A 26222-nucleotide genomic window follows, 5' to 3' on the forward strand; every position below is an offset into this window, starting at 1 on the left:
CTTACAAATAGAATAGCCTATTTTCAAAAAATTTGCAAAAAGATTTTATGCCTGGAGGGCTTCCTCAGCCTTGGCTCTAAGTAAGTCTCTTTGAACCTTTTCTTGTCTCTTTTTTACTAAAAAGGCAATGGCTAAAAATACAAAGGTTGGAACATTAAAAATAATTAAGGTTATAAGGCTTGTAAGGAAAAGTTGAATCCTTGATATATCTGGCAGGGCTAAAATATTAAAAAACATAAGTAGCGACCACAAAAAGTTTATGGCTGGCAAGATTAGTACAAAAAGTTTGTTTCTAAGGGCTGATAGAAACCCTTGAATAGTAAATAGGCCTAAAAATAAGTAAAGTACTTCCATTAGCTTTGCTCCTTTGCTTTTTCATACTGGTTAATTAAAAGGCTAGCTGTTTGTAAATCGATTTTTTCTGACAAGGCCAGGTCTTTAATTAAATCTATGTATGAGTCTCTTCTTCCTTCGTCTCCAACTTCAACCTTTTGAATTAGCCTATCAAGTCTCAGCCTAATTGTCGGATAGGTGACTTCATATTCTTTGGCCAATTCTTTTAAAGATCCTGAGGCTAAAATGAACTTCTTTACAAAATTCATGTCCTCTTCGTCTAGGTTTTTCATCCATGGAGGAATAAATTCTATATTCATTTTTCACCTCTTTATCATATTATAATCTTTAATTTTATTAAAGTCAATTTTATTTTTATTTTAATTTTATTTATATTAGTTTTATTTTTATTAAAGTTTTCCACAAAAAAATAGGCCTTGAAAGCCTATTAAAATTTTATTTTTTTAGTTGTTCAATTAGATTTCCCAGGTCTGGATTTGGGTCGATGTCATAAGCAATTTCAAAATTTCCTAGGGCTGCATCTTTAAAACCAGTTTGATATTGAATGGTGGCTAAATTGTAATTTAGAAAATAGTCTGGACCGTAAGTGTCAATGGCCTCTTCTAACTCTTTTCTCGCCAGGTCCAAACTGCCAACTTGTTGGTAAAATAAAGCTAGCTGGTTTTTATAAATTGGAGATTCTTCTATTTCTAGGGACCTTTTTATTGCATCGATGCCGTCTTCAAAAAGTCCAAGATAGTAATAGCAAATACTTAGGTTATAAAAATAAATGTCATCTCGCTTTTCAACATTAACTGCCATAAGTTTTTTCATGGCCTCTTCATAAGCGCCTGCATTTATATCGACAACTGCTTCTTCTTTTTTTATTTCAGACTCTAAGTCGTCTAAGAGAAGCCTAGCTTCGTGAAGGCGGAAGTCGTTTTTGTCTAGCTGTAAAAACTTTTCTATAACAAGTTTTGCCTTTATATATTGACCAAAGTCCCTGTAAATATAGGCCAGCTTATAATAGGCCAGAGAAAAACTTGGGTCCAGGTTTAAAACTCTTTCGTAAGTGTTCATTATTTCAACTGCGTAGGAATTTTTTTCCCTATCATTTAAAGTTGAAATATCTAAATTTTCTAAGGCCTGGCCTAGAGTAAAGTAAATTTTTGGATCGGCTAGGTCTTCTTTTACTAAAAAGTTTAAGTAGACTAGGGCATCTAAAAAGTTTTCATCTGCCATTAGCTCTAGGGCCGCCTTAAAGACAAAGCCTTTAATGTCCTTGCTTGTTTCCTTTACAAAGTCTAGGTATGTGTCCTTGTACTTATCGTCAGCTGATAGAGAAAGATAGTAAATCATTCCCTCAACAAAGTAGGCTAGAGGAATTTGGTCCAGGTCTTTTTGAACTAAGGTTACCAGCCTTGAATTTAAAATTGGAAGAGGCAAATAACCTTTAAAAGTCTGGTCTTCTATTTCAATGCTGGCCCCTTCTTTTAATTCTAAAACTGCCAGGTCATCTAAGCTTGGAAGGAGAAATTTTTCATAAATCATTGCCAAGCCCCCATGTATTTTCTCTTTCTCATAGAAGAATTTCTAGTATTTTTAAAGAGAACTCCCCTAAAGATAAAATAAATTCCTAGTACTGCCATAATAATTAAGTCTACTGGATTAAAGCTTAAAGTTGTTACATAGATATTTAGTGGGTTAGCTGTAAAGAAAAGATATCTAAACTTTCCTAAAAGCAAAAATAGCAAGGTATGAGGCATCCACAGATACCAATTTTCTCCTAAATAAGAAAAAGAATAGTTAATGGCGTCTAGCCCATATCTTTGGCCCAAATAAATACTTTCGCCAAGGGGATTTAATAAAATAAATACAATTATTGCAATAGGTCCTAGGGCTAAAAGATTTCCCAGTAAAATTGACGCCAGGTAGAAAATAAATTTCACTGCATAAATTGCCCTGGCATATCTCATTAGGGACTTGTCTATTACTAACTTAAACCTCTGATAATTAATGGCCTCATCTAAAAAGCTAAAGTAGGCAGAAAGCAAAATCGCCTCAACAATAGCTAAAATAAAACCAAGTATAATTCCTAGGTTAGACAAGGCAGCAATTAAGCCTGTATAGACCAAGGTTGAAACTAGAGAAAAAAGTAAGGGCAAAATTATAATTAGTGGAGCTTTTGTTAAAATCTTCCCTGTCTCCCCTAGTGATTTTTTATAAACTTCCAAAAAGTCTTTTATATAATCCATATCTTATCCTTTCATAAATTTCGTAATATCTATTATTTTTATACCCAAGTCGTCATAGAAAAATCCAAAGACTGACGGTTCGCCAGCGTCAAAGGTAAAACTTTCAAAGGCAAAGTCCTTAACTAGCTTTTTTGTTGGCAGGTCCATGGTAAGGCCAAAAGCCTTTCTAACTTCTTCATCTTTTAATAAATCATGGTAGAGCCTTTGTTCTAGGGGCCTTGGATTTAAGTAGGATTTTGCCTGTCCCTTATTAGAAGCTAAGAAGTCAAAACGTAAATTTTCAATTAGTGAGTCCTTATCTTCTACATACTTGATTTTTATATAATCAGAAAAGATCTTGTAAAGACTTTCTCTAGAGTGCTTTTTATTTTGATAGGACTTTTCTTCCCAATAGCCTCCAAAGTTTTCAAAAAACTCAAAAGGGTTACTTGGGTCAACTAACTTTTCTAAGGTCTTTTCAAAATAACCTTCGTTGTAGTATTTTTCAACAAGGTCTTCAATAATTTTAAGCCTTCTAATTTCTCTTGGACTTAGCCAAGGAGTTTTTATAATTTCATAAGTTGGATAGGCTGAATAAACTAGGCCATAGGTTAATGCTTCCTGTCTTAATTTTGATCCTCTTAAGAGTTTTAAAAATCCAACTTGCAGTTTATCTGCCCCTAGAGACGAGGCATAGTTAAAGGACTTTTTAAAAGACTTCATATCCTCATAAGGCAGGCCTACAATTAAGTCAACGTGTTGGTGGATATTGCCATAGGATTTTATAGTCCTAACAACTTTAGCCAACCTTTCTAAGTCTGTAACCCTGTCAATGACCGCCAAAGTTTTTTCGTTGGCTGATTGGATGCCTATTTCAAATTGAAAAAGTCCAACAGGCATCTTCTCTAAAAATTTTAAAAAGTCGTCAGATATTAAATGGGCCATTAATTCCATGTGAAAGCACATGCCTGGTCTGGCATTTGCTAGAATAAAATCCATTATTTCCATGGAAAATTTTTCGTTGGCATTAAAGGTCCTGTCAACTAACTTTATCGTGTCTGCCCCAGAGTCAATTAACCTTAAAATGTCTGCCTTTATTCTCTCTGTAGAAAATCTCCTCAAGCCCCTTGTTGTTGAAGACAGACAGTAGGCACACTTAAAGGGACATCCCCTGGTCATTTCAAAATAGACCATTTTCCCTTTAGGAGCCTGGTAGTCTATAAAAGGCGATGGAATTGTATCTAGATCTTGGATTAAGGGCCTATCTAGGTTTTTTATAATATTTCCATCTTTTCTATAAGTTATGCCTAAAATGTCATCAAGTGGTTTTTTATTTTCTAAGGCCTGTAAAAGTCTAAGGGCAGTTTCTTCTCCTTCTCCTCTTATTATTAAATCGACAGCTGGATTTTTCTCCATTATTTCCTGGCTGTCAAAGGAAACTTCTGGACCGCCCCAGACTATAAATAAATCTTCCTTGGCCTTTTTTAAGTCAGAAGTCAATCTTTCAACAAAGTTTATATTCCAAATATAGGAAGAAAATCCTAAGACGTCAGGGTTCTCTTTTATAATTTCCCTGTAAATGTCGTCTATGTTTTGATTTATATTAAAGTCCAGAGTCTTTACATTTTCTGATTTTAAATATCTTTTTATATATTCAATTGCCAAGTTTTGATGGGAGTACTTGGCATTAATTCCTACTAATAATATTTTCACTTAATCACCTGTTTAAAGTATAGCACAAGACGAAAAAATAAAAAATTCTAAAGTTTTAAAGTCTTGGAAAAGAAGTCAATCTTTGTTATCATTAACTTATGATGAAGGGTGTAGATAAAAGTATATTAATTGAAAACGTTAGAAGCAAATCGCATATTGTTGAAAGATTTTTAGGTTTTAAAGACAGACCAGCGCCAAAAGTTATAAATAAAAAAATCGCCCAGCAAATGGAAACTTTTCCTGGGCTTTTAGATATTTTTTATAACTATAAGATTGAAGACGATGTCTTAAATTTAATTTATTCTGTTGGCCCAAAGTTTGAAGAAGAAGTTGAAAAACTAATACACAGCGGCCAGGCTATGAATGGAATGATCTTAGATAAAATTGGAGTCTTGTGCCTAGATGAACTTAGGTCTTTAATTATAGAAGAAATTAAAGACTCCTATGGAAAAACTCCTTCTAAGTTTTATTATCCTGGCACCAAGAACTATGGCATGGACCTGCAAGAGGAAATTTATAAACTTGTGCCAGAAACTGGCTATATAAAAATAAATTCCTACAAGCAGCTCTATCCAATAAAAACTGTTGCCCTAAGGGCAGACTTAAAAGATGGAGTTTCAGATTTAAAGCTTTCACCTTGCGATTCTTGTGATTTTTCTTGTCCTATGAGAGGGGGATATGATGAATAAGTACTTAGAAGCAATTAAAAATGCAGTTGTCGACATGGATGAAGACAACATCACTGGCCTAATTGACCAGGCTCTAGCAAATGGCCTTACAGATGAGGAGATCTATAACGAGGGCCTGTCTGCTGGAATGTTAGAAGTCACCAGACTTTTTGAAGAAGAAGTCTATTATGTATCAGAAGTTATTGTATGTGCTGATACCTTAAACAAGGGAGTCAACTACTTGCAGGGAAAATCTGCCCATGAAATTGAAAAAGATGGGCCAAAAATTGTCCTTGGAGTTGTAGAAGGAGACCTCCACGAAATTGGAAAAAATATTGTAAAAATAATGTTCCAAGCTGCTAACTTTGATGTCTATGACCTAGGCCTAAATGTAAAGGCCGAAGACTTTATAAAAAAAGCTGAAGAAGTTAATGCAGATTTTATTGGCCTAAGCACAATGATGACTACAACCATGCACAAGATGGAAGAAGTTGTCAAGCTAAATGAAGGAAAGACTCCCCTAATTCTTATTGGTGGCGGCCCAATTAGCCAAAATTTTGCTGATGAAATTGGCGCAGATGGCTATTCAAAAAATGCAGTTGAAGCAGTTGACCTAGTAAGGAGGCTAAAAAGTGGACTTTAGAAATATGACTTTAATGGAATATATTTTATCGGAGCCAAGGAGGTTTTTCTTAACTGACCTAGGAACTAACGGCCTAAAATTTATAGGCAAAAAAGTCTATGAGGTCTACGAAAATCCAAACTTGCAACTTGAAATGGCAAAGAGATTAGATGAAGAATTTCCTGGAGACTTTGTATTCCCACTTAGTGATGGGAATATTATTAGTGAAACCCTGGGAGTAAAACTTTTAAAACCAGCCTATGACTTTCCTAGTCCCCTTGAACATAAAATTCTAACAATAGATGATGTTAGGGCCTTAAAGGTTCCAGATCCAAAAGTTGACGGCAGGATGCCAACAAATTTAAAGTCTCAAAGACTAATTGCTGAGAGCATTGACAAGCCCCTATACGTTTCAATTTTTGGGCCCTTTACCCTAGCCGTTCAACTAGCAGGAGCCACTCATCTTCTTAGAGAACTAATTAAAAACAAGGCCTTTGTCCTTGAGCTTTTAGATTTTACAACCAAGTGCGTGACCACCTATGCCCAAGCTGTTGTTGAAGCAGGGGTCAAGTACATGTCCATAGCAGAGCCTGCATCAGTTACCCTAAGTCCAGAGAACTTTGAAGACTTAGTTGTTCCTAGATTAAAACATGTCTACCAGTCAGTTGACTGTTGGAAGCAGCTTCATATTTGTGGCGACACTAGAAAGTTTCTTCCTATGATGATTGAAGCAGGACCTGATGCAATAAGTCTGGACCAAATTATGGACCTAAGCTGGGCTGGAAAAATTATGCCTAAGGACATGGTTATCGTAGGAAACATTGACCCTATTGATATAATTGGCAGGGGAAAAGTAAAAGACGTAGAGGCAGCAACCTATAAACTTTTAGAAGATATGAAGGCCTATCCTAACTACATGGTTGCCTTTGGCTGCAATGCTCCAAACGATTCACCTGACGAAAATATAAAAAAGGCCATTGAGCTTACAAAAAATTATAAGGTTAACTTTTAAAATATTTGAGCCAGCAGGATTTTAAATCTTGCCGGCTCTAATTTTTTCTTAAATTTTTAATCAAGTTAAAAAAGACCCAGAAAAATTCTGAGCCTTTCTCTTGTCAAAGTCTAAATCCAAATTAATTAATTTTATTCAGCCTTTGCTATTAGTTCTTTAGTTTTCATTAGTCGAGTGATAGTTTCCCTTTCACTTTCTTCTAGTCTCATTCTTATGGACTTAATTGTCTCTTCAAGGTCTGGTATAGTCCTATACTCTAAGGCATTTACCCTTCTCCTTGTTACTTCAATTTCATCAGCCATTAGTTGGCTAGTCTTTTCAATTTCTGCTAGCTTTAAAAGTTTGTCTAGAATTTCATCTAGACGCATAATGGCCTCGTCTAGTTCTGCGTTAGTATGAGTAAAACCGTAAGGATAAATTGAGGAAGATTGTTTGCCTTCTTCTATTTCAACTGCATTTTCCTTGACGAATTCCATTTGGGGAATGGCTACACTCATTACATTTTCTACATCTACATTTACATAAACTTTTTGTTTAGGCATAGAAAGTGCCAGCTCTAAAAAGTCTGGAATAGCTAGGGCTGATGCCATAGTAAAGTCTTTAAAAGATTGGGTAAGTTCATCTTCAACTTCCCTTCTTAGTTCTTCGTTTTGTCTAACTATTTCAATAAATCTTCTTACAAGCTCGTCTTGCTTGTCCTTTAAAAGTTTATGGCCTTTTTTTGCCGTCTGTAACTTTTTCTTAAGCTGAGACAGCTCCATTCTAGTAGGATTGACCTTTAATATTGCCATAATATCCCACCTATTCTTTGTCTTCTACTTTAGTTTTATCTGACTTCTTTAGTCCAATATATTTTTCAATTAACCTGTCATCAATTCTCTTAAGCTCGTATCTTGGAAGTTTATCAAGTAACTCCCAGCCTAAGTCTAGGGTTTCTTCAATTGTCCTGTTGGTATAAAAACCTTGGCCTACATATCTTTCTTCAAACTCTTCTGCAAAGTTCATAAAGGCCTTGTCTGTATCTGATAGGGCTGACTCTCCAAGAATTGTTGCCAGTTCTTTGGCTTGAACTCCTGAAGTGTAGGCTGCATAAATTTGGTTCATTGTGTCTGCATGGTCTTCCCTAGTTTTACCTTCGCCTATACCCTTGTCCTTTAGACGAGATAGGGATGGAGTTACATCAATTGGTGGAGAAATATTTCTCTTGTGTAATTCCTTGGAAAGTAAAATTTGGCCTTCGGTAATATAGCCTGTAAGGTCGGGAATTGGATGAGTGATGTCATCTTCTGGCATTGTAAGAATTGGAATTTGGGTAATTGATCCTTCTCTGCCAACAATTCTTCCTGCTCTTTCATAAATTCCAGCTAGGTCAGTGTATAAATATCCTGGATAACCTCTACGGCCTGGAACTTCTTTTCTAGCTGCTGAAACTTCACGAAGGGCTTCTGCATAGTTGGTCATGTCAGTCATAATTACTAAAACGTGCATGCCCTTTTCAAAAGCCAAATACTCTGCAGTTGTCAGTGCCATTTTTGGAGTAGAAATTCTTTCGATGGCTGGGTCATCTGCCAGGTTAATAAATAGTACTGACTGGTCAATGGATCCGTGTTCATTAAAGTCATCAATAAAGAATTGGTACTCTTCAAAGGTTATTCCTAAAGCTGCAAATACAATGGCAAACTTTGAATCCTTGCCTAGTACCTTAGCCTGTCTAGCAATTTGGGCAGCTAAGTTATTGTGAGGCATACCTGAGCCTGAGAATATTGGAAGTTTTTGTCCACGAACCAAGGTGTTAAGTCCGTCAATAACAGAAATTCCTGTTTGGATAAACTCATCAGGATAGTCTCTGGATACTGGGTTAATAGGAGTTCCGTTAACATCTAAATACTTGTCAGCAATAATGTTTGGGCCGCCGTCAATTGGATTGCCTAGGCCGTCAAAAACTCTACCAATCATAGATTCAGAAACGCCAATTTCAAGTGGCTTGCCTAAAAATCTTGTTGAAGTTTCCTTTAGGTTTATACCAGAGGTTCCTTCATAAATTTGTACTAGGGCTCTGTCTCTATCAACTTCAAGAACCCTGCCCCTTCTCTTTTCGCCAGTTTGTAGTCTAATGTCTACAAGTTCTTCAAACTTTATTCCTTCTACACCTTCAACAACCATTAGAGGGCCTACTACTTCACTGGCTGTTTTATATTCTTTAAGCATCTAGGACCCCTCCTTCTTCTATTAGTTTTTCAACTTGGTCTTTTAGTTCTTCTCTAATTTTTTTAATTTCTTCTGCTGCTGTATCGTTATTAATATATTTCATTCTTGCAATTTTTTCACGAATGTCTAAGTTTAATAACTCTTTCATATAGATTTTTGCATCTAAAGCCTTAAGTCCCATGTCATAAAAGTCTAAAATTGTTCCTAGCATTTGATTTTGCTTGTCAATTGGACAGTAGGTATCAATTTCGTGGAAGGAGTTTTGTTGCAAAAAGTCTTCTCTAATCATTTTAGAAACTTCAAGCTTAAGTTGGTCTTGGTCTGAAAGTGAATCAGCACCAACTAGTTTTACAATTTCTTGTAGGCCAGATTCATCTTGAAGTAGTTGCATGGCCTTAATTCTATTTTTAGAAAAGTCATCTCCCTCTAAGTTGTCAAAGTACTTGTCCATTTTATCTTGGTATAGGGAATAAGACTCTATCCAGTTAATAGCTGGGAAGTGACGAGCATAAGATAAGGCATAGTCTAAGCCCCAGAAGACCTTAACTATACGAAGGGTGGCTTGGGTAACTGGTTCAGAAAGGTCTCCACCTGGAGGTGAAACTGCTCCAATTGTTGTAAGCGCTCCTTCTCTGCCTTCTTTTCCTAAAGATATAACCCTACCAGCTCTTTCATAAAACTCTGCAGCCCTGGATCCTAAATATGCAGGGTAACCTTCGTCACCAGGCATTTCTTCTAGACGACCTGACATTTCTCTAAGGGCCTCTGCCCATCTTGATGTTGAGTCGGCAAAAAGTGCTACAGAATATCCCATGTCTCTAAAGTATTCAGCTATAGTAATTCCTGTATAAATTGAGGCCTCCCTAGCTGCTACTGGCATGTTAGATGTATTGGCAATTAAAACTGTCCTCTTCATTAGAGACTCTCCAGTTTGAGGGTCAATAAGTTCTGGGAACTCGTTTAGTACGTCAGTCATTTCGTTGCCACGTTCGCCACAGCCAACATAAATTACAATTTGGGCATCAGAATATTTTGCCAGCTGATGTTGGATAACTGTCTTTCCAGATCCGAAAGGTCCTGGTATTGCTGCAGTTCCTCCCTTGGCTACTGGGAAAAATGTATCTATAACCCTTTGACCTGTAACTAAAGGTTTTTTTGGGTCTAGTTTTCTCGCATAAGGTCTGCCCTTTCTAACTGGCCACCTTTGCATTAGAGAAAATTCTTCTTCTTTGCCGCTTTCGTCTTTTAAAACATAAACTGTATCATCTACATGATAAGTTCCTGAATTTATTTTTGTAATAGTTCCGCTCTTTCCAGGTGGAACCATAATTTGGTGTTTTACTATAGTAGTTTCTTGAACAAAACCAAGAATGTCACCTTGGCCTACTTTGTCGCCTACCTTTGCAGTAGCTTCAAAGTCCCAAGTCTTTTTTCTATCTAGTGATGGAACAATAACTCCCCTAGTAAGAAAGTCTCCTGCTTCTTGTCTCAAGTGTTCTAGAGGTCTTTGAATTCCATCAAACATACCTTCAATCATTCCAGGTCCAAGTTCAACTGATAGGGGCATTCCTGTAGTATAAACTGGTTCTCCTGGTCCAATTCCAGTAGTTTCTTCATATACTTGAATTGAGGCCTTGTCGCCTCTCATCTCAATTATTTCTCCAATAAGTCTGTCTTCTGAAACTTCGACAACGTCATAGACATTGGCTTCGCTCATACCAACAGCTTCAACTAAAGGTCCTGAAACCTTTACTATTGTTCCTGTATTCAATAATAGTCCTCACTTTCTATAAAATGTTGGAACCTAAGGCTTTTTCAACATTTTTACTTATCCTGTCTAGGCCAATATTTAAAGATCCAGCATTAGATGGAATCATAATAATGGCAGGATTTGGCTCATGGTCATAGCGATTAATAGTTTCCATGGCCCTCTTTGCCATTTGTTCAGTAATAAAAATAACTCCATAGTTTTCCTTGGCTAGTCTTTCTATAGTCTTTCTGATTTCAATATCTGCTTCAGGAATAAAAACATTAAGTCCTAAGGCCCTAAAACCTAGAACAGAATCCTTGTCGCCTATAACAGCAATTTTTTGTTTATGCAATCAATTCACCTGTCCTTTCTCTAATTTGCTCAGGAGTCATTTGGTTAATTTTTCCTACAGCAATAGTTCGAATCATTTGGACTTCTCTTTCCTTGCGCAACATATATGAATATAAGACCTCAGGGCCATAGGTTATCTTTAGACCCTTTAATGTATTTTCATCAATATACTCAAAGACCTTTTGTCTAATGTGAAGAAGTTTTCCATCTTCCATGGTGGCCTTTAAACCTTGGTCTAAAAATTTGTAAATATCATAAGGCTTAAAAACTTCAATTAGGTCTTCAGTATTTTCATAATAATACCTAGAATAAAGGTCTGCTGGAATGTTGCCTCCCTTAATCATAAAGTCAGCTACACAGTTGACCCTGTGGTTTTGTTTTTTCCCTCTAACTGTCATATTGATATTTTGACTGTCAATTCGGTTTCTAACCATAAACTTTATATAGTCAGACCCAAGCTTTTCAGAAAGTTCGCTGGCATATTCACTGTGCCAGGTATCTAAAGTCATATCTAGTCTTTGAGGGTCTTTGCTTTCTTCATATTCATCAAGGGCAGCATTTATTGCAGCCTTAAACTTATAGTCCTTAGTTGCCCTGCCGTTTTCCTTTAAATCTTCTAAAAGTTCTAAATAGTTATAATCAGAAATTGGTATTAGAAGATCTGTTAGGTCTTGGTCTAATAAATAAGATTTAATAATGACTTTTAAGTTGTGGAAAATATACTTAGAAGCTAAAATTTCTACAACCTCTCTATCCTTGGCCATTTTAAAAAATTCCTTGTACATAGTTGAAAGTCTGTCATTTAAAGCCTTATCAAACTTTGTCCTTTGACCTACTAGGTCAGCCAAATCAGCATAAGAAGTTTCAGCAAGAACTCTTTTAAAGTCTTGAAGATCTTCAGAGTCAATTAACTTATTAAAGGTCTGAATATCTATAAGCCTTTTTTCATAAACTCTAACAGTTGCAGAATTTTGAATATAGTCTTCTCTGTTCAAAGCTTACCTCCTATCTTATTTGGTCAAAAATTTTATTAGTTCAGGTCCAATTTCATTTCTACAATCATTTAAAATATCTTCGTATTTAAAATTATAGTCCATCTTTTCTTTAGCTAGGACAAAACCATTTTCTACAAAATTTTCTTCGTCTATTTTTACCTTTAAATTAGAATTTTTTACTGCATTTAATCTTGACTTTGGCAGCCTAAGAGTTAAATCATCTGATCCAATTTTTTCTATGGCAGCCTTAACTTCTTCTATAAATTCTTCGTCAGAAATATTATTAAGTCTATCTAAAGTAAAATCAAAGACTCTGTCTATAAGATTTTGTCTTTCTTTAAGTCTTTGGTCTCTAATTCTAATTCCTACATTTTCTAATATTCTCTTATAAATAACATCTGCCTTATTATTTGCATCAGCTAGAATTTTTTCTTTTTCTGCATTGGCCTCACTAAGGATTTTGTCCTTTACTTCAAAAGCCTTGGTCTTGCCATCAAATTCAATGGCCTTAATTTGCTCCTCAGCTTCTGTTTGGATTTTATTTATAATATTGTCTATATTTGACATCTACATCAATTCCTTTAAAATGCAACTTGTTGTAATAATAAGAATGAAATTGCAAAGGCTAAAATTGCATAAGTTTCTACCATTACTGCAAGGATTATAGCCTTAGTAACTTCTTTAGAGTTTTTAGCTAAAATGTTTTGGCCAGCAATAGCTACCTTGCCTTGAGAAACTGCTGAAAAATATCCAACAACTCCTACTGGAAGAGCTGCCATTAGTAGATAAAGTCCTTCAACTAAAGGCATACCAACTGATAGTCTAAACATTGAGAATAATCCAATTACAAAGCCATAAAGGCCTTGAGTACCTGGAAGTAATTGTAGGATAAGAGCTGATACAAATTTTTCTGGCTCTTCAACTATAACTCCAGCTGCAGCTTCACCTGCAATTCCAACTCCTCTAGCAGAGCCCATTCCTGATAAGAAAACTGCTACTGCTACACCTAACACTCCAAAAATTAATCCGCCATATTGTCCGAAGAATCCTGACATTTTTTTCCTCCTATTTTTTAATATTAATATATTTTGTTTCTTTTCTAACTCTATTAAACTTCTTGCCTCCACCTTCATAAAACTTTCCAAAGAATTCAACAAAGGTCAGTCTTAGTGTGTGGACATAAGCTGAAAGTGCTGATAGGGCCAGGTTAAATAATTGGCCACCAACAAAGATTACAGCTGCAAAAATTATTCCCACTATACCACTTGATGCTACAGTGCCAGCTATCATATTAATAGCAACACCTATAAAGCCGCCTGCCAAACCTAGGGCCATTAGTCTTAAGTAGGAAACAAAGTCTCCTAACCAAGATGAAATCCCATAAAGGTTGTAGGCACCAGATGCTATTCTACCAACAGGAGACTTGGCCTCTCTGCCTGTAAAAAATACAATAATTAGCATACCAGCTATCATCACATACTTGGCAATATTTCTTCCTGGTAGAGAAAGTGGGCCTGCTAAAATCATATAGATGGCTCCAATTAAAACCATGTACCAAGAGAAGACATCAAAGAAGGCATCAATTGAGTGGCCATCTCTAATTAGGACATAGGCCTTCATGGCCATACCTAAAAACATGTGAACAGCGCCTAGGGCTATAGAAATAATTAGAACAGTCATATAGTCTCCAGCTGGATCAATAAGTTGTGGAATCTCTATAGCTCCGCCAAAGACAGATCCATAAATTAGCCCCCACAAAATTGTCGAATAACCTAGGTAGTTAAAAAACTTAATATTTTTTCTCATAGAATCACTTAGGTTAAATCTTAAAAGTACATAAGTGCCAATTAGAAGTAACAAACCATAGCCAGCATCGGCAATCATCATGCCGAAAAACAACCAATAAAATGGTGCTAAAAATGGCGTCGGGTCAACTTCATTATAACGAGGCATAGAATACATTTCAGTTAGTGGTTCAAAAACTGAAACAAACTTGTTGTTTTCAAGTTCTATAGGCACATTAGGATCGTCCTTGTCTGCCTCGCTTATCTCTAGATAATAGTCCTTAGGGAAGTTTTTTCTTAGTCTTCTTTGAAAGATGTCAGCATTTTTGCTAGCTACATAACCTTCAATTACACTAACTTTTTTAGTTGCTAAAAAATTATCGACAGAAGCAAGTTTTTTTTCAACTTGTTTTAAGTATTCATATCTTAATTTCAAATTATCTAAGTCTTCTGTCATAGACCTATACTTATTTTCAATTTCTTTAATTTCATTATTTAAGGTCTCAATCTCTTTTTCCTTGGCCTTAATATCTTGGGCAGGATTTTTCTCAGTTTTGACAGTTTCTTCATAAAAAGAATATTTTCTTAAAAGCTCTGTCATTTTACTAAGTTCGCTTTCCTCTACAATAGCAAGGATATAAGAGTTCTTATCATCTTGTCCTACTCTCTCTACTAAACCATATTGAAAGTCCTTTAAGTCTTCTTTTAAAGACTCATATTGGGCTGATAGAATATAACCAGTAATAAAGTTTACATGTTTAGTTTTTTCTATGGCCTTAGATGGAACTTTTAAGTCTATCCAAGGTTTTAGATCCAATATTTCATTTTCAATTCTTTCAATAATCTTCTTCTTATTTTCAATAGAATTATTTAAATTAGAAAGGTTTAATAGAAATCTTGTAAAGTCTAGCTGGGCTCCTTTAGTCATAAGGTCTTCGTAGCTATAATTTTTATTGCCTTCTTGCAAATTCTTAAGGCCAGATTTTTTCTCCTGATAGGAAGACAAAAGATTTATTGCACTTTCAATCTCTCCAATTTCTTCTCTAACATCTAAAATTGCCTCATCTTCTGAAAAATATTCTAATCCAGAATCAAGTAATTCAGTTTCTTCAGTAAGGTCCTTTAAGTGGACATCACCAAAGTCTTGTAGAAAATCTAAAAACTCACTGTTGAGACTGCGTAAAAAATAGAGTTTGAAATGATGCATTTTAGCAATTGCCATATCAAATCACTATCCTTTCTAATACAAAATCAACTGCTTCTTGAAGCTTTTTATCGCTTAAGTTTTTTAGTTGAGAAAATTCAAGTTCCCCTTCTGCTAAACGCCTGTCAGATTCCATTTCGGCTTCTGCCTTTTTTCTTTCAACTATATTTTTTGCTTCATTTTTAGCCTGGTCAATAATTTCCCTAGACTCAAATTCAGCTTCATCTCTAGTTATTTTATAAAGGTCGCTGGCGTTTTTTTCTGCTTCTTTAATTTGTCTTTCTAAACCATCTTCTAACTCTCTTATTCTATTTATTGAATCAATAATCAATGACTCACCTCCCAAAAAGAAAAGTTTTAACAACTAAATTTATAAGTAAAACTAGAGGACTTTAAAAAATTCATCTAAGCCCTTGTTAAGACTAGCAGTATTTAAGTTTCCAAAACCAAAGAGGAATTTCCCTGAGGATTTTTCCTTGGAGTTTTTGCTATAATAAGCTGCTAGCGGATAGATTTCGATGCCGCTTTTTTTGCAAAGGCTTTCAATTTCAAAATCATCCTTTTTAGTTTTAACTTCCACTACTATATGAATACCCGAATCTGCCCCAGATATATCTAAAACTTGGGGATAGGCCTTTAATTTTTCAATTAAGGCCTCTCTCTTTTTCTTATAATTTCTCCTCATTCTATTTAAGTGCCTTTGAAAGTAACCCTCTTCTAAAAACTTGGTCATAACAAGTTGGTTAATGGCAGGCACTGGACAAATAAAAAATGGAAAGTTCACCCTTAAGTCTTCCATAAGTTTGTCTGGAAGAATCATATAAGAAACTCTCATAGACGGAGCCAGAGATTTTGAAAAAGATCCCATATAAATAACCCGGTCCTTGGCATCAAGTTTTTTTATTGGATCAATAGGCCTACCAACATAGCGAAACTCTGTATCATAATCATCTTCAATTATATAGCGGTTGTCTTTTGAAGATGCCCACTTTAATAGGTCCAGCCTTTTAGAAATTGGCATAATTGATCCAGTGGGAAATTGGTGGGATGGAGTTATAGTTAAAATATTGGCCCCAGAATTTTTTAAATTTTCTAGGGAGACTCCATCACCTTCAACTTTAATAGGCTTGCAAGAAAAGCCTCTTGATAAAATCATTTCAGGCAAAATATCATAGCCTGGATTTTCAACTGCAAAGACACTGTCCTTAGAAAAAATATAAAAGAGCATTTCATAAAGATATTCCATACCAGATGAAATAACTATGTTTTCTGCTTTTACATTTAAAGACCTAGAATCATTTAAGTACTTGCTTATAGCCATTCTAAAATTCCACTTGCCAAGGGGGTCTGACTGACTAATTACATCCTTAGCTCCTGAGTCAATAACCTCTTTAAAGATTTTAGAAAAAGTATAGTATGGAAATTTTTCTTCGTCTATTGAATAGGGAGAAAAATCGTAGAGAATTTCTTTTGTCTCTTCTCTTTCTTTCTCTACTTCTACCTTGTCTTCTTGGTAAGAACTAGGATAAAAGTTATTTAACTGTTCTACAAAGTAACCAGACCTTTCCACTGCTAAAATAAATCCTTCTTCTTCTAAAAGATAATAGGCTTTTGAAATCGTATTCAAACTAAGGCCAAGTTTATCAGCTAAATTTCTCTTTGATGGCAGCCTGTCTCCACTTTTGAAATGACCTGAGACAATTTTTTCTTTAAAGTACTCATAGATCTGCAAGTAAAGGGCTGCTTTTGAGTTTTGATCTATAATCAAACAATCAACTCCGTATATTCATATATATACATATTTTATCATTTATAGCAGGTTTTTACAATTAAGGACTATTAATTAAATATTTATTTTATTTGTTTAAAAATGTCTTTTAAAACTTATTTTTAATTTATCCCATGAAAAAAAGACAGATGATTTTTTCACCTGTCTTTTAAGCTCTTATTTATAAAGATTGTCGTCTACAATTTCTGGTTTGTATTCTTTATTAAGCTCGTCGATTTTTTCTAAATAAGCTTGTTGTTGTTTTAGTCTTAGGGCTTCTGCTCTTACTTCATTGTAAACGTCTTTTAATTCTGTCTCAGCCTTAGAGTTTTTCTTGTTTAGTCTAATAATATGGTAGCCAAATTGAGTTTTGACTGGCTTTGAAATTTGTTTTTCTTCTAGGGCAAAGGCTGCTTCTTCAAATTCTTTTACCATTTGGCCTCTACCAAATTCTCCTAAAGCTCCACCTGCGTCCTTTGATGGACAAGTTGAATATTCTCTAGCCGCGTCTTCGAAGTTCTTTCCTTCTTCGATTTCTTTTTTAATTTCTTCAGCTTTTTCTTTACTGTCAACTAAAATGTGAGAAGCGTCAATTGTATCTTTTGCAAAGACATCTTTGTTTTCTTCAAAGACTTTTTTAATTTCGTCTTCACTTACTTCAAGGTTGCCAATAACTTTTGTAAAGGCATAGTTTTTTAGTAGTGAGTCTTTTGTCTCTTCTAAAACTCTTAAAAATTCTTCGTCTTGGTCTAGTTTATTTTTCTTTGCATCAAGTAGTAGTAGTTCTTGGTTGACCATTTCTTTTACTATTGCCTTAATTCCATCTTCTGATTGGAATTGCATGGCAACTTGTGGGCCAATTTCTTCTATAAATTTAACTACGTCGTCTTGAGTTATTTCTTTGTCTCCAATTTTTGCTACTAATTTGCTCATTTAATCCTCCCTTTTCTTATAAAAAAACCTCTTAATATAAAGAGGTTTTAGTCTATTAGATAATTTCTATATTTGCTGCTTGTGGTCCTTTTTCACCATCAACAAGTTCAAATGAAACTTCTTGTCCTTCTGAAAGGGTTTTAAAGCCTTCGATGTTGATTTGTGAAAAGTGTGCAAATACATCTGTACCATCTTCACTTGTAATAAAGCCGTATCCTTTTTCTGGACTAAACCATTTTACTTTTCCGTTCATTCTTCTACCTCCGAAATTTTTTGTGAATTAACAAGGCTCAACCTTGTTTCTTTAACCTACAATAATACGAAAAAATCCCGATAAGTTTTATACTAAAAGAATTCACTACCGTAATACTTGATTAAAGCTTTCTAAAATAGAATACCATTGTAGCCTTTAAAAATCAAGAGCTATTTCTCATAAAGCCTTCTTTGTCTTTAGTCTCTTTCAAAAATACAACTGGCAAAAACTCCTTCTGAGTTATTTTTGTTTAATTGGAAGTCGTATCTTTGGTCGTCTCTTCTTTGTAAGATTTCAACCTTGTCTTCTTTAAATACTTGGTCTTTAAAATAAAGTTCTACTTCCCTAAGTTTGTCATTGTCTATGTCAACTAGGTCTGTTATCCACCTTAGGTAGGTTGCTGAGTGAACGTGGTTGTTGTAGTCTATGTCTGATTTATAAACAGGCATAGAAGTTTTTTGATCATAGTCATCCATAGACCTAAAGTTTCTAAAGTCTGGAAAGAAGCTTTGATCATTTTCTTCAACTAAGTCTTTTACTTCTTTTACCGGTCTAATGACTCTCATTTTTTCAATATCAACTAAGAGCCAGATAAAACACGATTCAATTAAAAGCCTGCCCTCTTGGTCCCTAACATTTACCTGCCTGTAAATTTTTAGCTTGTCAATTTTTGATACCCAAGTTTCTATTGTAACTTCTGTATCGATTTTTGGCAGGTCCTTTATTTTTATTAGTACTTGGTAAATCATCCAAGAAATATTTTTTTCTAAAAGCCTATCTGTTGGAAGGCCAATGGACTCAACATGTAAGCTGCCAATGTTAATTAGATAATCAAAAAGCTTTCCTAGGGCTATTTTTGCATTTGCATCTCCTGCATAGGGTGGAATTTTTATTTTTTCCTTATACATATGTCTTTGTCATCTTTCTAAAGCTCTTCAGCTGCTGATAAGAAATTCTTCCTAATTTCTCTTCCTGTTTTTGTTCCTGCTAGGCCTCCAAGACCTGTTTCTCTTAGGTTTGTTGGTAGACCTTCTCCAACTTGGCCAACTGTTACACAAACTTCTTCAAATGGAACAATTGATGTCACTCCAGCTAGGGCCATATCTGCTGAAATCATTGCGTTTACAACTCCCATAGCATTTCTAAAAGTACATGGATATTCAACTAAGCCTGCTATTGGATCACAAACTAAGCCTAGAACGTGAATAAAGGCAAAGGATGCTGCATGGAAAATTTGATCCAAGTTGCCGCCATTTAGATAAGTTAAAGCTCCTGCTGCCATTGCTGCTGCTGAACCTGTTTCTGCTTGGCATCCACCTTCTGCCCCTGAGAAAGATCCATATCTACCTATAACTTTTCCAACTCCAACTGCAACTAACATGGCATTGACCATTTCATCATCGGAAATTTCTTTTTTTGCTTTTGCAGCTACTATTGCCGCTGGCAAAATTCCAGAAGATCCAGCTGTTGGACTGGCTACAATTTTTCCCATTGATGCAGATAGTTCTAAGGTTGAAAAGGCATTGGCCATAGTTAGATTAATAAACTCACCAGTAATTGTGTCCCCTGCCTTTGCGTATTCTTTCATCTTATAGGCAAAGCCGTCTATCATTTTCATTTCTGTTACACTTGGTTGGTCTAGGTTTGAAAGGGCTGATTCTTCCATAACGTTAATCATTCCCTTTAGGTTTTTTCTTATTGTCTTTTCACTTAGCTTAGAAGTTCTAAGCTCATCTTCCATAACTAAGTCTGCTAGGCTACAATTTTTCTCCTTACATGCTTTTTTTATTTCTTCTACACTAGTAAACATCTTAGGCCCCCACTATATATCTTGAGAAGATAAATCTCTTGTCTTCCATTATTCTTTCAACAATATCTTTGTCAACTACTTCTGAAGTTTCTACTATTAATGTAGCTATTCCTTCACTATTTTTAACTGTCTTTATAGATTCTATATTGTAGTTACAAAGACTAAGTAAGCCAGATACGTTATGGATAACGCCCTTTTGGTCTGGGTATTTTAAAATTAAAGTTGGCCACATACCAGTATAGGAAATAGCTACTCCGTCTATTTCAATTATTTCAATATTTCCTCCACCAATAGATGATCCAACAATTGCTATGTCTTTTTTGTCCTTGTACTTAAAGATCATCCTTACAGTATTTGGATGAACCTTACCTAGGTTGATCCTAGAAAACTTGTACTTAAGTCCCTCTTCTTTAGCAAGTTCAAAAGAATCTTTAATTCTAACATCATCAGTATCAAAGCCTAAGGCTCCAGCAAGAAGGGCCCTGTCTGTTCCATGGCCCTTATAGGTTGCAGCAAAGGACCCATGAAGTTGAAATTCTATTTCATCAAAACCTGGGTCTGCTATTGCCCTAGCAGTTTTTGCAATCCTACATGCTCCTGCTGTATGAGAAGACGATGGCCCAATCATTATAGGTCCAATAATGTCAAAAACCTTATAATCTTTCAATTTTTACCTCCACTTAGATTTTTCATTTTTGTTATAACTTTATCTTAAAAAAAATTATTAGCTTAATTATATTTTTCTACTCCATTTACTATTGTGTAGTCGTGGCTATAAGTTGCTTCTATTATTTGATAGTAGGCCCAATGATTTTTTATATCAGAGAAAGTTTTAATTTTAGTATTTTTAATATAGGCTTCATCTGGATATCTCTTTAGGACCCTATTTATAATTGTAGCTGCCTCCGCCCTGGTTACAGGTTTTTGCGGGCCAAAACTGCCATCTTCGTAGCCCTTCATTATTCCTGCTGCAACAACTTTCTTTATATCTTCAAAGGCCCAGTGGTCAGCTCTAAGGTCTGGAAAGTTAATAGCTTGACTTTGTGATAAATTTAAATACCTAGAAACAATACTTGCAAATTCTGCTCTTGAAATTTTTCTATCTGGTCTAAAAGTTCCATCTTCTGCATAGCCTTTCATAAGGCCTAACTCTTCCATGTGGCCAATATATTTCTTGTACCATTCATTAGAAGGAACATCTTCAAAGCTAGTAGCCTTGTCTCCTACTTCTCCGCCTGCAATAATTCTAGATAAAATCGCAGCTGTCTCTGATCTTTTTATACTTGATCCAGGAAGAAAAGTCCCATCTGGATAGCCTTGCATAAAGCTTTTATGGTTGCCTGTTTCTTGACTTCTACCTCTTCTTGTTGCCAAGTAAAGATTTTCAAACAAGTGGTACATTTCTTGGTAGGTTCCACCTTCAAGACCAATTACTATAGACATTTGATCTGTATAGACCTTATAGTCTGCTAAAATCCTATTAATTAATTCTTCATCTCCGAATTCTTTCATAGACGCAATTATAGAGTTTAAATACTGGTCGTTCATAGTATTTTCGTCTACAAATTTTAAAGTTATAGAATTTAAAATCTTATCTCCTTGAAGAGAATTAATAGTTATATCTTCAGTATATTTTTTGTTTAAAGGTATAGTGAATTTTCCAGATTTATCAACTGCAATTTCCTTTTCTCCATCTGGAAACAATACTTTTATTCTCGCTTCAGGATTTGTTAGCCCTTCTATTTCTTTCATAAATTCACCATAGACTGGACTAGTTTTTATTTTTAAAAATGGATTTGCTATTGGAACTACTTTCTTTTCTTCTGGTTTTTTTTCTTCAGGCTTTTTATCTTCGGTCTTTGTTCCGTTAGCCTTCCCAATTAAAAAGTCTGATTTTTGATTAAATTGAAAGTAATCAGCTTTGTTTTTTTGTCCTTGCTTTTGATAAGAAGCTGTTATTTGGTTGTCTAACTTTTGGCCGATTTTTACCCTATCATTAACTTTAACACTAACATTTACAGAAAATGAAGTCTTTCCATTTAAGGCATCTATATCAGAAAGTCTAAGAGTCATAAAGCCCTTTCTGCCTTGGTCATTTTCCTTAGAAAAAGTTTCAAAGGCACCTGGCCTTTCTAAGTCGCCTTGAATTTGTGATTCTACATAATCTAAAGAGTCGTCTAATCTAAAGGTTAGAAAAAGATTTTTAAAGTTACTTAGTTTTTCTATAAACTTAACATCTAATCTATAAGTTAGAATATCTCCCTTATTTACTTGGTCAACTTCTGGTTCTATTAAATTTACTTCTACTCCATTTTCTGCCTTAGCACTTGCTTGGGTCAAAGGCATTAAAAGCAATGCTAAAAGAAATAGAGTCCATAATATTTTCTTCATATAAACCTCCTGCATACATTATAAACTAAAACAAGTAAATTATCATTGCGATATTATTAAATTTTAAAAATCTTTAGAATTTCTTCTTTGTGGGTATAAGTTTTTTATAAGGTGAGGTGAAAAAATGGAAAAGATTATTTATATTGAAGGTATGGCCTGTGGCCATTGTAAGACTGCAGTTGAAAAAGCCCTTGGTGCTTTAGATGGAGTTTCTAAGGTTGAAGTTAGCTTAGAAGAAAAACTTGCTAAACTTATACTTGACAAAAACTTAGACGATGCCATTTTAAAAAATGCAGTTGAAGAGGCAGGCTATGAAGTTGTTGAGATAAAATAAATTTGACCACTAAAAAAGATTCTGAAATTTTTATTTGTCAGAATCTTTTTTTGTTTTATAAAAATCTTTTTTTAATTGTTCTAAAAGTTCTACAGAGTCTTGGCTTAGACCTGCTAGGTGAAGGCGGTTTTGCCTTTTTTTATAGGCCTGGATGCGAGAGATGTCCTTATAAAAATTATTTATTTCATACTCTAGCTCTTTTGCAGAAATTCTACTTGCTCCCTTGGCTAGAATTATATCTTGCTCAAGTCTATCAGATGTTGCAACTCGAATTTTTTTATTGCGGCCGTATTTTTCTGTAGCTCTTTCTATAAAGTGGTCTGCTGTTTCTAGTTCTTTTGTGTAGACGATTATAAGCTTGTTTTGGATTTCAACTTGTCTATCTGACCTTACGTTATAGGAGTCAAATACTAAAATTATTCCTTCTTTACTATAGGCCTTGTACTCCATTAATATATTTATTAGCTCACGTCTGGCCTCTTCTAAATTATCTTTAGGATATTTTTTTAAGGTCTCCCAAGAGTTTATTATGTTATAGCCGTCTACAAAAAGTAGGTCTTTATATTTTTTTAGCTCTCTGTCTAATAATATCATAAATTAATATCGCTGCAGATGTTGAAGCGTTTAAGGAAGAAATTTTTCCTGTCATTGGAATTTTTACTAGAACGTCGCATTTTTTTCCAATGTGGTCTGTAATCCCCTTATCTTCTCCACCAATTACCAGGCCTATAGGTCCAGTCATATTGGCGTCAAAATAATTTTCAGATCCTTCCATGTCAGCTCCGTAAATCCACAGACCCTCTTCCTTTAACTGATCTAAGCACTGGCCAATGTTTGTAACCTTGGCTACTTTCATGTACTCAACTGCCCCTGCAGAAGTTTTATAGACAGTTTGATTTATTATTGCAGACCTTCTCTTTGGTATAACAACTCCATGGGCTCCAGCACAAACAGCAGTCCTAATTATTGCGCCAAGATTGTGGGTGTCTTCAACTTGGTCTAAAATTATTACAAAGGGATCTTCGCCTTTGTCTTTTGCTGATTTTAAAATTTCTTCTATTGTCGAATAGGAAAAATCTGTCACCATAGCAACTACACCTTGGTGGGACTTTGTTCCTGCCATGGCTTCAAGTTTGTGGTCGTCAGTTTTTGTAATTACTATTCCAGCATCTTTTGCAAGGGAAAAAATTCTCTTGTCATTCATGGTCTTAAGGACATAAATCTTGTCTATGTCTTTGCCAGATTTTAAGGCTTCTATTACTGGATTTTTTCCATAAATATAATTTTCTTTCATTATATACTCCTAAACTTTTCTCTAACTGCATTTATCTCGCCACAAGTCATCTTTCCTTCTGGACATGGGCCATTAACGCATCCTGGTCCTGCCTTAGAAAAAATTGCTGGATAAACTTCTTTGGCTAGTTTTAACATTTCAGTTGCCAGATTTCTTATTTCCCATTGGGCCCTATTACAAGTTCTCACTGAGAAAAAGTGCAAGAGACTTCTAGCATTCATTGTCATAACAATTTTTGTCTCACAGGCATTTGGGAAGACATATCTTGCATCTTCAATAGATTTTTTCTCAGCCTGGCTTTTGGCTTTTTTTTCGCTATAACCTTTTTCTATCATGACCTTATAATTTTTTTCATAAAGACAGTCAACTAAATCGTTGTAAGCTTTCATATCTGCATCCATGGCCTGTAAAAAAATTTCTTTGGCCTTGGGATTTTCGGAAATAGCTGGCGGAATAATATATTCAAACTTATCTAGCCTAACATATCTTTGAGACTGTTGGGAATAAGAAGCTATTCTATGTCTCACTAGCTGGTGAGTAAGGGTTCTAGAAACTCCTTCAATGGCAAAGGTTAAAGACACATGCTCCAAGGGGCTAAAGTGGCCTAGGTTAATAAGCATTTGTATATATTTTGAAATTTCTTCTTCAGTCAAATCTTTTTTTATTTCTTCTACACCTACTGGGGAATAACAAAGTTTCCCTGCCTGGGCTATGGTCATTTCTCCCTTAGGCGTGTAGTTTAATAACTCTACTTTCATTTTAAGCCCTTCCTATAAAGTTCTATCATTCTATTGTCCTTACCTAATAAATAAAGATAGCCAAAAAGTGCTTCTAGGCCTGTGGCTTCTTTGTAGGTGTGGACGTCGGCGTTTTTTGGAATGGTGTGGTTTTTAGAATTAATTCCCCTTTTTACTACTGCCCTTTCGTCAGCTGTCAAATCCTTTTCAATACGAGCTAAAAATTCTGCTTGGGCCTTGTTGTTAACAAGTTTGGAACTTTCTATGTGAAGCTTGTTAGAATTTTTTCTCCCTTTTCCTAAAATTTCAGTTCTAATAAAGATTTCAAAGACAGCATCGCCAACAAAGGCCAGGCTTAATGGGTTCATCATTTGTATATCTTCTTTACTTAGGTCAGAATTTACAGACCTAAAAATATTAAACTCTTCTATATTTAACACCCTCTCTAGTGTCTTCAAGTTGAATGCCCTTTTCTAAAAGTTCATCTCTAATTTCGTCTGCTTTTTTATAATCCTTATTTCTTCTAGCTTCTTGTCTTTGATCGATAAGTTTTAAAATATCTTCGTCAGTAATTTCTTCCTTGGCTCTTTTTAAGATTCCTAAAACGTTAGTTAATTTCATTAGCTCTTCATAGGCTCTTTGAACTAAGTTTTTATTAGAAGATTCGTCTAGGTTTGTGTTTATATCTTTTACTAAATTATAGACTGCAGTAATTGCATCGGCTGTATTTAAGTCATCGTCCATGGCATTTTCAAATTCAGTAGTTCTTGTTTCCAAGGCCTTTATTAAGTCCTTGTCTGCATCTGAAAGATCAGTCGCTGTAGTTTTTTCTAAAAGTTCTTCTAGCCTATACTTGGCATTATACATTCTCTCTAGGCCGTTTTTCATTTGACCCATTACAAAGTCAGAAAAGTTTAGAGGTTGACGGTAGTGGGCTGACAGTAAGAAAAACCTTAGGACTTCTAGGTCGTATTTTTCCGCAACATCTTTTAGTGTAAAGAAGTTCCCTAGAGACTTAGACATTTTTTCTTCGTCAACTGTTATAAAGCCATTGTGGAGCCAATATCTGGCAAAGGTCTTGTCGTGTAAGGTTTCAGATTGGGCAATTTCGTTTTCGTGGTGGGGAAATTGTAGGTCAACTCCTCCTGAGTGAATGTCAATGGTCTCGCCTAAAAGTGTCTTTGCCATTACAGAGCATTCAATGTGCCAACCTGGTCTGCCTTCGCCCCAAGGTGATAGCCAAGATGGTTCTCCTTCTTTCTTTGCCTTCCATAAAACAAAGTCTGCTGGGGATCTTTTTTGGTCGTTGACGTCAACTCTGGCGCCAGAAATTAAGTCTTCTAAATTTTTCTTAGAAAGTTTTCCATAGTTTTTTGCTGCTTCAATATTAAAGTAAACATCGCCGTTGACTTCATAGGCTGCTCCCTTGTCAACTAAACCTTGGACAAAGTCGATTATCTTTTGAATATATTCTGTTGCCCTAGGATTAATTGTTTCATAGTCATAAAGATTTAAAGCCTTGGCATCTTCCATAAAGGCTTCAATGTACTTATTAGAAAGTTCTGTTGTAGAAATCCCCTCTTCGTTGGCCCTTTGAATAATTTTGTCATCAATGTCTGTAAAGTTTACAACGAATTTTACATCATAGCCCTTGTAGATAAAATATCTTCTTAGGGTATCAAATACAACTAAAGGCCTAGCATTACCAACGTGAATGTAGTTATAAACTGTTGGTCCGCAGTTGTACATTTTTACTTCGTTTTCATTTATTGGTATAAATTCTTCTTTCTTTCTAGTTAAGCTGTTATATAATTTCATTTGTCACCTC

At 35.0% G+C, this 26222-nt stretch carries 30 protein-coding genes; 4 read left to right on the plus strand and 26 right to left on the minus strand.

The window, feature by feature from the left end:
* Nucleotides 1-45: 45 nt before the first annotated feature.
* The 5 genes from BN2667_RS06290 to BN2667_RS06310 all read right to left on the minus strand — a co-directional run bounded on the left by BN2667_RS06290 (nt 46) and on the right by BN2667_RS06310 (nt 4280).
* On the minus strand, nt 46-354 hold the full coding sequence (locus BN2667_RS06290) for a hypothetical protein (protein WP_054252482.1): 309 nt from the start codon (nt 352-354) through the stop codon (nt 46-48).
* Nucleotides 354-653, minus strand: coding sequence for a DUF2089 family protein (locus BN2667_RS06295; protein WP_054252483.1), 300 nt, complete (start codon nt 651-653; stop codon nt 354-356). The genes BN2667_RS06290 and BN2667_RS06295 overlap by 1 nt, the downstream gene beginning before the upstream one ends.
* Before the next feature lie 136 nt (nt 654-789).
* Nucleotides 790-1884 carry a tetratricopeptide repeat protein gene (locus BN2667_RS06300; RefSeq protein ID WP_054252484.1) on the minus strand — a complete coding sequence of 365 codons (1095 nt, stop codon included), beginning with the start codon at nt 1882-1884 and terminating at the stop codon, nt 790-792.
* Nucleotides 1881-2588: a hypothetical protein gene (locus BN2667_RS06305; RefSeq protein WP_054252485.1), complete on the minus strand. Its 708-nt coding sequence runs from the start codon at nt 2586-2588 to the stop codon at nt 1881-1883. Before BN2667_RS06305 ends, BN2667_RS06300 begins: the two co-directional genes overlap by 4 nt.
* Nucleotides 2589-2591: 3 nt before the next feature.
* Nucleotides 2592-4280, minus strand: a complete 1689-nt coding sequence (locus tag BN2667_RS06310; protein WP_054252486.1) for a B12-binding domain-containing radical SAM protein — start codon at nt 4278-4280, stop codon at nt 2592-2594.
* A 98-nt stretch (nt 4281-4378) separates the two neighbouring features.
* On the opposite strand from BN2667_RS06310, the gene BN2667_RS06315 reads away from it, so the two are divergent.
* The 3 genes from BN2667_RS06315 to BN2667_RS06325 are packed head-to-tail and all read left to right on the plus strand — an operon-like array spanning nt 4379 to nt 6582.
* A complete protein-coding gene (locus BN2667_RS06315; RefSeq protein WP_154865163.1) occupies nt 4379-4969 on the plus strand; it encodes a hypothetical protein in 591 nt (196 codons plus the stop codon).
* Entirely contained in the window at nt 4962-5591 is a 630-nt protein-coding gene (locus BN2667_RS06320; protein ID WP_054252488.1) for a cobalamin B12-binding domain-containing protein, read from the plus strand. Before BN2667_RS06315 ends, BN2667_RS06320 begins: the two co-directional genes overlap by 8 nt.
* The gene (locus BN2667_RS06325) at nt 5581-6582 is read left to right on the plus strand and encodes a uroporphyrinogen decarboxylase family protein (protein ID WP_242848719.1); all 1002 of its coding nucleotides are present in this window, start codon (nt 5581-5583) and stop codon (nt 6580-6582) included. The genes BN2667_RS06320 and BN2667_RS06325 overlap by 11 nt, the downstream gene beginning before the upstream one ends.
* Nucleotides 6583-6713: 131 nt before the next feature.
* Here BN2667_RS06325 and BN2667_RS06330 read toward each other — a convergent pair whose 3' ends face one another.
* From BN2667_RS06330 to BN2667_RS06405, 16 genes are all read right to left on the minus strand, one after another.
* Nucleotides 6714-7373 carry a V-type ATP synthase subunit D gene (locus tag BN2667_RS06330; protein ID WP_054252489.1) on the minus strand — a complete coding sequence of 220 codons (660 nt, stop codon included), beginning with the start codon at nt 7371-7373 and terminating at the stop codon, nt 6714-6716.
* 10 nt (nt 7374-7383) lie between these two features.
* On the minus strand, nt 7384-8790 hold the full coding sequence (locus BN2667_RS06335) for a V-type ATP synthase subunit B (protein WP_054252490.1): 1407 nt from the start codon (nt 8788-8790) through the stop codon (nt 7384-7386).
* Nucleotides 8783-10561, minus strand: coding sequence for a V-type ATP synthase subunit A (locus BN2667_RS06340; RefSeq protein WP_054252491.1), 1779 nt, complete (start codon nt 10559-10561; stop codon nt 8783-8785). Before BN2667_RS06340 ends, BN2667_RS06335 begins: the two co-directional genes overlap by 8 nt.
* A 16-nt stretch (nt 10562-10577) precedes the next feature.
* On the minus strand, nt 10578-10892 hold the full coding sequence (locus BN2667_RS06345) for a V-type ATP synthase subunit F (protein WP_054252492.1): 315 nt from the start codon (nt 10890-10892) through the stop codon (nt 10578-10580).
* On the minus strand, nt 10885-11886 hold the full coding sequence (locus tag BN2667_RS06350) for a V-type ATPase subunit (protein WP_054252493.1): 1002 nt from the start codon (nt 11884-11886) through the stop codon (nt 10885-10887). The genes BN2667_RS06345 and BN2667_RS06350 overlap by 8 nt, the downstream gene beginning before the upstream one ends.
* Nucleotides 11887-11901: 15 nt before the next feature.
* Nucleotides 11902-12453, minus strand: coding sequence for a V-type ATP synthase subunit E (locus BN2667_RS06355; RefSeq protein ID WP_054252494.1), 552 nt, complete (start codon nt 12451-12453; stop codon nt 11902-11904).
* 14 nt (nt 12454-12467) lie between these two features.
* On the minus strand, nt 12468-12941 hold the full coding sequence (locus tag BN2667_RS06360; RefSeq protein ID WP_054252495.1) for a V-type ATP synthase subunit K: 474 nt from the start codon (nt 12939-12941) through the stop codon (nt 12468-12470).
* 10 nt (nt 12942-12951) lie between these two features.
* A complete protein-coding gene (locus tag BN2667_RS06365; protein WP_054252496.1) occupies nt 12952-14892 on the minus strand; it encodes a V-type ATP synthase subunit I in 1941 nt (646 codons plus the stop codon).
* A gap of 1 nt (nt 14893) precedes the next feature.
* A complete protein-coding gene (locus BN2667_RS06370) occupies nt 14894-15205 on the minus strand; it encodes an ATP synthase subunit B family protein (protein WP_054252497.1) in 312 nt (103 codons plus the stop codon).
* A 51-nt stretch (nt 15206-15256) separates the two neighbouring features.
* The gene (gene pdxR, locus BN2667_RS06375; RefSeq protein ID WP_054252498.1) at nt 15257-16642 is read right to left on the minus strand and encodes a MocR-like pyridoxine biosynthesis transcription factor PdxR; all 1386 of its coding nucleotides are present in this window, start codon (nt 16640-16642) and stop codon (nt 15257-15259) included.
* A 177-nt stretch (nt 16643-16819) separates the two neighbouring features.
* Nucleotides 16820-17575: a peptidylprolyl isomerase gene (locus BN2667_RS06380; RefSeq protein WP_054252499.1), complete on the minus strand. Its 756-nt coding sequence runs from the start codon at nt 17573-17575 to the stop codon at nt 16820-16822.
* A 55-nt stretch (nt 17576-17630) separates the two neighbouring features.
* Nucleotides 17631-17828 (minus strand): cold-shock protein, encoded by a 198-nt coding sequence (locus BN2667_RS06385; RefSeq protein WP_054252500.1) that lies wholly within the window; start codon nt 17826-17828, stop codon nt 17631-17633.
* A 197-nt stretch (nt 17829-18025) separates the two neighbouring features.
* On the minus strand, nt 18026-18736 hold the full coding sequence (locus tag BN2667_RS06390; RefSeq protein ID WP_054252501.1) for an acyl-[acyl-carrier-protein] thioesterase: 711 nt from the start codon (nt 18734-18736) through the stop codon (nt 18026-18028).
* A 17-nt stretch (nt 18737-18753) separates the two neighbouring features.
* Complete coding sequence (sdaAA, locus tag BN2667_RS06395; RefSeq protein ID WP_054252502.1) at nt 18754-19638, minus strand: L-serine ammonia-lyase, iron-sulfur-dependent, subunit alpha; 885 nt, start codon at nt 19636-19638, stop codon at nt 18754-18756.
* Between the two features lies 1 nt (nt 19639).
* On the minus strand, nt 19640-20305 hold the full coding sequence (gene sdaAB / locus BN2667_RS06400; RefSeq protein WP_054252503.1) for an L-serine ammonia-lyase, iron-sulfur-dependent subunit beta: 666 nt from the start codon (nt 20303-20305) through the stop codon (nt 19640-19642).
* Between the two features lie 62 nt (nt 20306-20367).
* The gene (locus BN2667_RS06405) at nt 20368-22029 is read right to left on the minus strand and encodes an S-layer homology domain-containing protein (protein ID WP_054252504.1); all 1662 of its coding nucleotides are present in this window, start codon (nt 22027-22029) and stop codon (nt 20368-20370) included.
* 124 nt (nt 22030-22153) lie between these two features.
* Between BN2667_RS06405 and BN2667_RS06410 the strand changes: the two genes are divergently transcribed.
* Nucleotides 22154-22363 (plus strand): heavy-metal-associated domain-containing protein, encoded by a 210-nt coding sequence (locus BN2667_RS06410; RefSeq protein WP_054252505.1) that lies wholly within the window; start codon nt 22154-22156, stop codon nt 22361-22363.
* A 30-nt stretch (nt 22364-22393) separates the two neighbouring features.
* On the opposite strand, the gene BN2667_RS06415 is transcribed toward BN2667_RS06410, so the two are convergent.
* Genes BN2667_RS06415 through cysS form a run of 5 tightly spaced genes read right to left on the minus strand, consistent with a single transcriptional unit; the run spans nt 22394 to nt 26212 of the window.
* Nucleotides 22394-22957, minus strand: a complete 564-nt coding sequence (locus BN2667_RS06415) for an NYN domain-containing protein (protein ID WP_075967899.1) — start codon at nt 22955-22957, stop codon at nt 22394-22396.
* The gene (rlmB, locus tag BN2667_RS06420; protein ID WP_054252506.1) at nt 22923-23657 is read right to left on the minus strand and encodes a 23S rRNA (guanosine(2251)-2'-O)-methyltransferase RlmB; all 735 of its coding nucleotides are present in this window, start codon (nt 23655-23657) and stop codon (nt 22923-22925) included. The genes BN2667_RS06415 and rlmB overlap by 35 nt, the downstream gene beginning before the upstream one ends.
* Nucleotides 23657-24415 (minus strand): FAD-dependent thymidylate synthase, encoded by a 759-nt coding sequence (gene thyX / locus BN2667_RS06425; RefSeq protein ID WP_054252507.1) that lies wholly within the window; start codon nt 24413-24415, stop codon nt 23657-23659. Before thyX ends, rlmB begins: the two co-directional genes overlap by 1 nt.
* The gene (locus BN2667_RS06430) at nt 24412-24834 is read right to left on the minus strand and encodes a Mini-ribonuclease 3 (protein WP_242848720.1); all 423 of its coding nucleotides are present in this window, start codon (nt 24832-24834) and stop codon (nt 24412-24414) included. The genes thyX and BN2667_RS06430 overlap by 4 nt, the downstream gene beginning before the upstream one ends.
* The gene (cysS, locus tag BN2667_RS06435) at nt 24812-26212 is read right to left on the minus strand and encodes a cysteine--tRNA ligase (RefSeq protein ID WP_054252508.1); all 1401 of its coding nucleotides are present in this window, start codon (nt 26210-26212) and stop codon (nt 24812-24814) included. The genes BN2667_RS06430 and cysS overlap by 23 nt, the downstream gene beginning before the upstream one ends.
* Nucleotides 26213-26222 lie beyond the last annotated feature (10 nt).

The sequence above is a fragment of the Neofamilia massiliensis genome (assembly GCF_001299475.1).
GTDB lineage: Bacteria > Bacillota > Clostridia > Tissierellales > Peptoniphilaceae > Neofamilia > Neofamilia massiliensis.

Excerpts from the sequence above, each read along its gene's own strand:
- BN2667_RS06290 (WP_054252482.1), bottom strand. The coding sequence starts at position 354 with ATGGAAGTACTTTACTTATTTTTAGGCCTATTTACTATTCAAGGGTTT.
- BN2667_RS06295 (WP_054252483.1), bottom strand. The coding sequence starts at position 653 with ATGAATATAGAATTTATTCCTCCATGGATGAAAAACCTAGACGAAGAG.
- BN2667_RS06300 (WP_054252484.1), bottom strand. The coding sequence starts at position 1,884 with ATGATTTATGAAAAATTTCTCCTTCCAAGCTTAGATGACCTGGCAGTT.
- BN2667_RS06305 (WP_054252485.1), bottom strand. The coding sequence starts at position 2,588 with ATGGATTATATAAAAGACTTTTTGGAAGTTTATAAAAAATCACTAGGG.
- BN2667_RS06315 (WP_154865163.1), top strand. The coding sequence starts at position 4,379 with ATGATGAAGGGTGTAGATAAAAGTATATTAATTGAAAACGTTAGAAGC.
- BN2667_RS06320 (WP_054252488.1), top strand. The coding sequence starts at position 4,962 with ATGAATAAGTACTTAGAAGCAATTAAAAATGCAGTTGTCGACATGGAT.
- BN2667_RS06330 (WP_054252489.1), bottom strand. The coding sequence starts at position 7,373 with ATGGCAATATTAAAGGTCAATCCTACTAGAATGGAGCTGTCTCAGCTT.
- BN2667_RS06335 (WP_054252490.1), bottom strand. The coding sequence starts at position 8,790 with ATGCTTAAAGAATATAAAACAGCCAGTGAAGTAGTAGGCCCTCTAATG.
- BN2667_RS06355 (WP_054252494.1), bottom strand. The coding sequence starts at position 12,453 with ATGTCAAATATAGACAATATTATAAATAAAATCCAAACAGAAGCTGAG.
- BN2667_RS06360 (WP_054252495.1), bottom strand. The coding sequence starts at position 12,941 with ATGTCAGGATTCTTCGGACAATATGGCGGATTAATTTTTGGAGTGTTA.
- BN2667_RS06365 (WP_054252496.1), bottom strand. The coding sequence starts at position 14,892 with ATGGCAATTGCTAAAATGCATCATTTCAAACTCTATTTTTTACGCAGT.
- BN2667_RS06380 (WP_054252499.1), bottom strand. The coding sequence starts at position 17,575 with ATGAGCAAATTAGTAGCAAAAATTGGAGACAAAGAAATAACTCAAGAC.
- BN2667_RS06385 (WP_054252500.1), bottom strand. The coding sequence starts at position 17,828 with ATGAACGGAAAAGTAAAATGGTTTAGTCCAGAAAAAGGATACGGCTTT.
- BN2667_RS06390 (WP_054252501.1), bottom strand. The coding sequence starts at position 18,736 with ATGTATAAGGAAAAAATAAAAATTCCACCCTATGCAGGAGATGCAAAT.
- sdaAA (WP_054252502.1), bottom strand. The coding sequence starts at position 19,638 with ATGTTTACTAGTGTAGAAGAAATAAAAAAAGCATGTAAGGAGAAAAAT.
- BN2667_RS06405 (WP_054252504.1), bottom strand. The coding sequence starts at position 22,029 with ATGAAGAAAATATTATGGACTCTATTTCTTTTAGCATTGCTTTTAATG.
- BN2667_RS06410 (WP_054252505.1), top strand. The coding sequence starts at position 22,154 with ATGGAAAAGATTATTTATATTGAAGGTATGGCCTGTGGCCATTGTAAG.
- BN2667_RS06415 (WP_075967899.1), bottom strand. The coding sequence starts at position 22,957 with ATGATATTATTAGACAGAGAGCTAAAAAAATATAAAGACCTACTTTTT.
- rlmB (WP_054252506.1), bottom strand. The coding sequence starts at position 23,657 with ATGAAAGAAAATTATATTTATGGAAAAAATCCAGTAATAGAAGCCTTA.
- thyX (WP_054252507.1), bottom strand. The coding sequence starts at position 24,415 with ATGAAAGTAGAGTTATTAAACTACACGCCTAAGGGAGAAATGACCATA.
- cysS (WP_054252508.1), bottom strand. The coding sequence starts at position 26,212 with ATGAAATTATATAACAGCTTAACTAGAAAGAAAGAAGAATTTATACCA.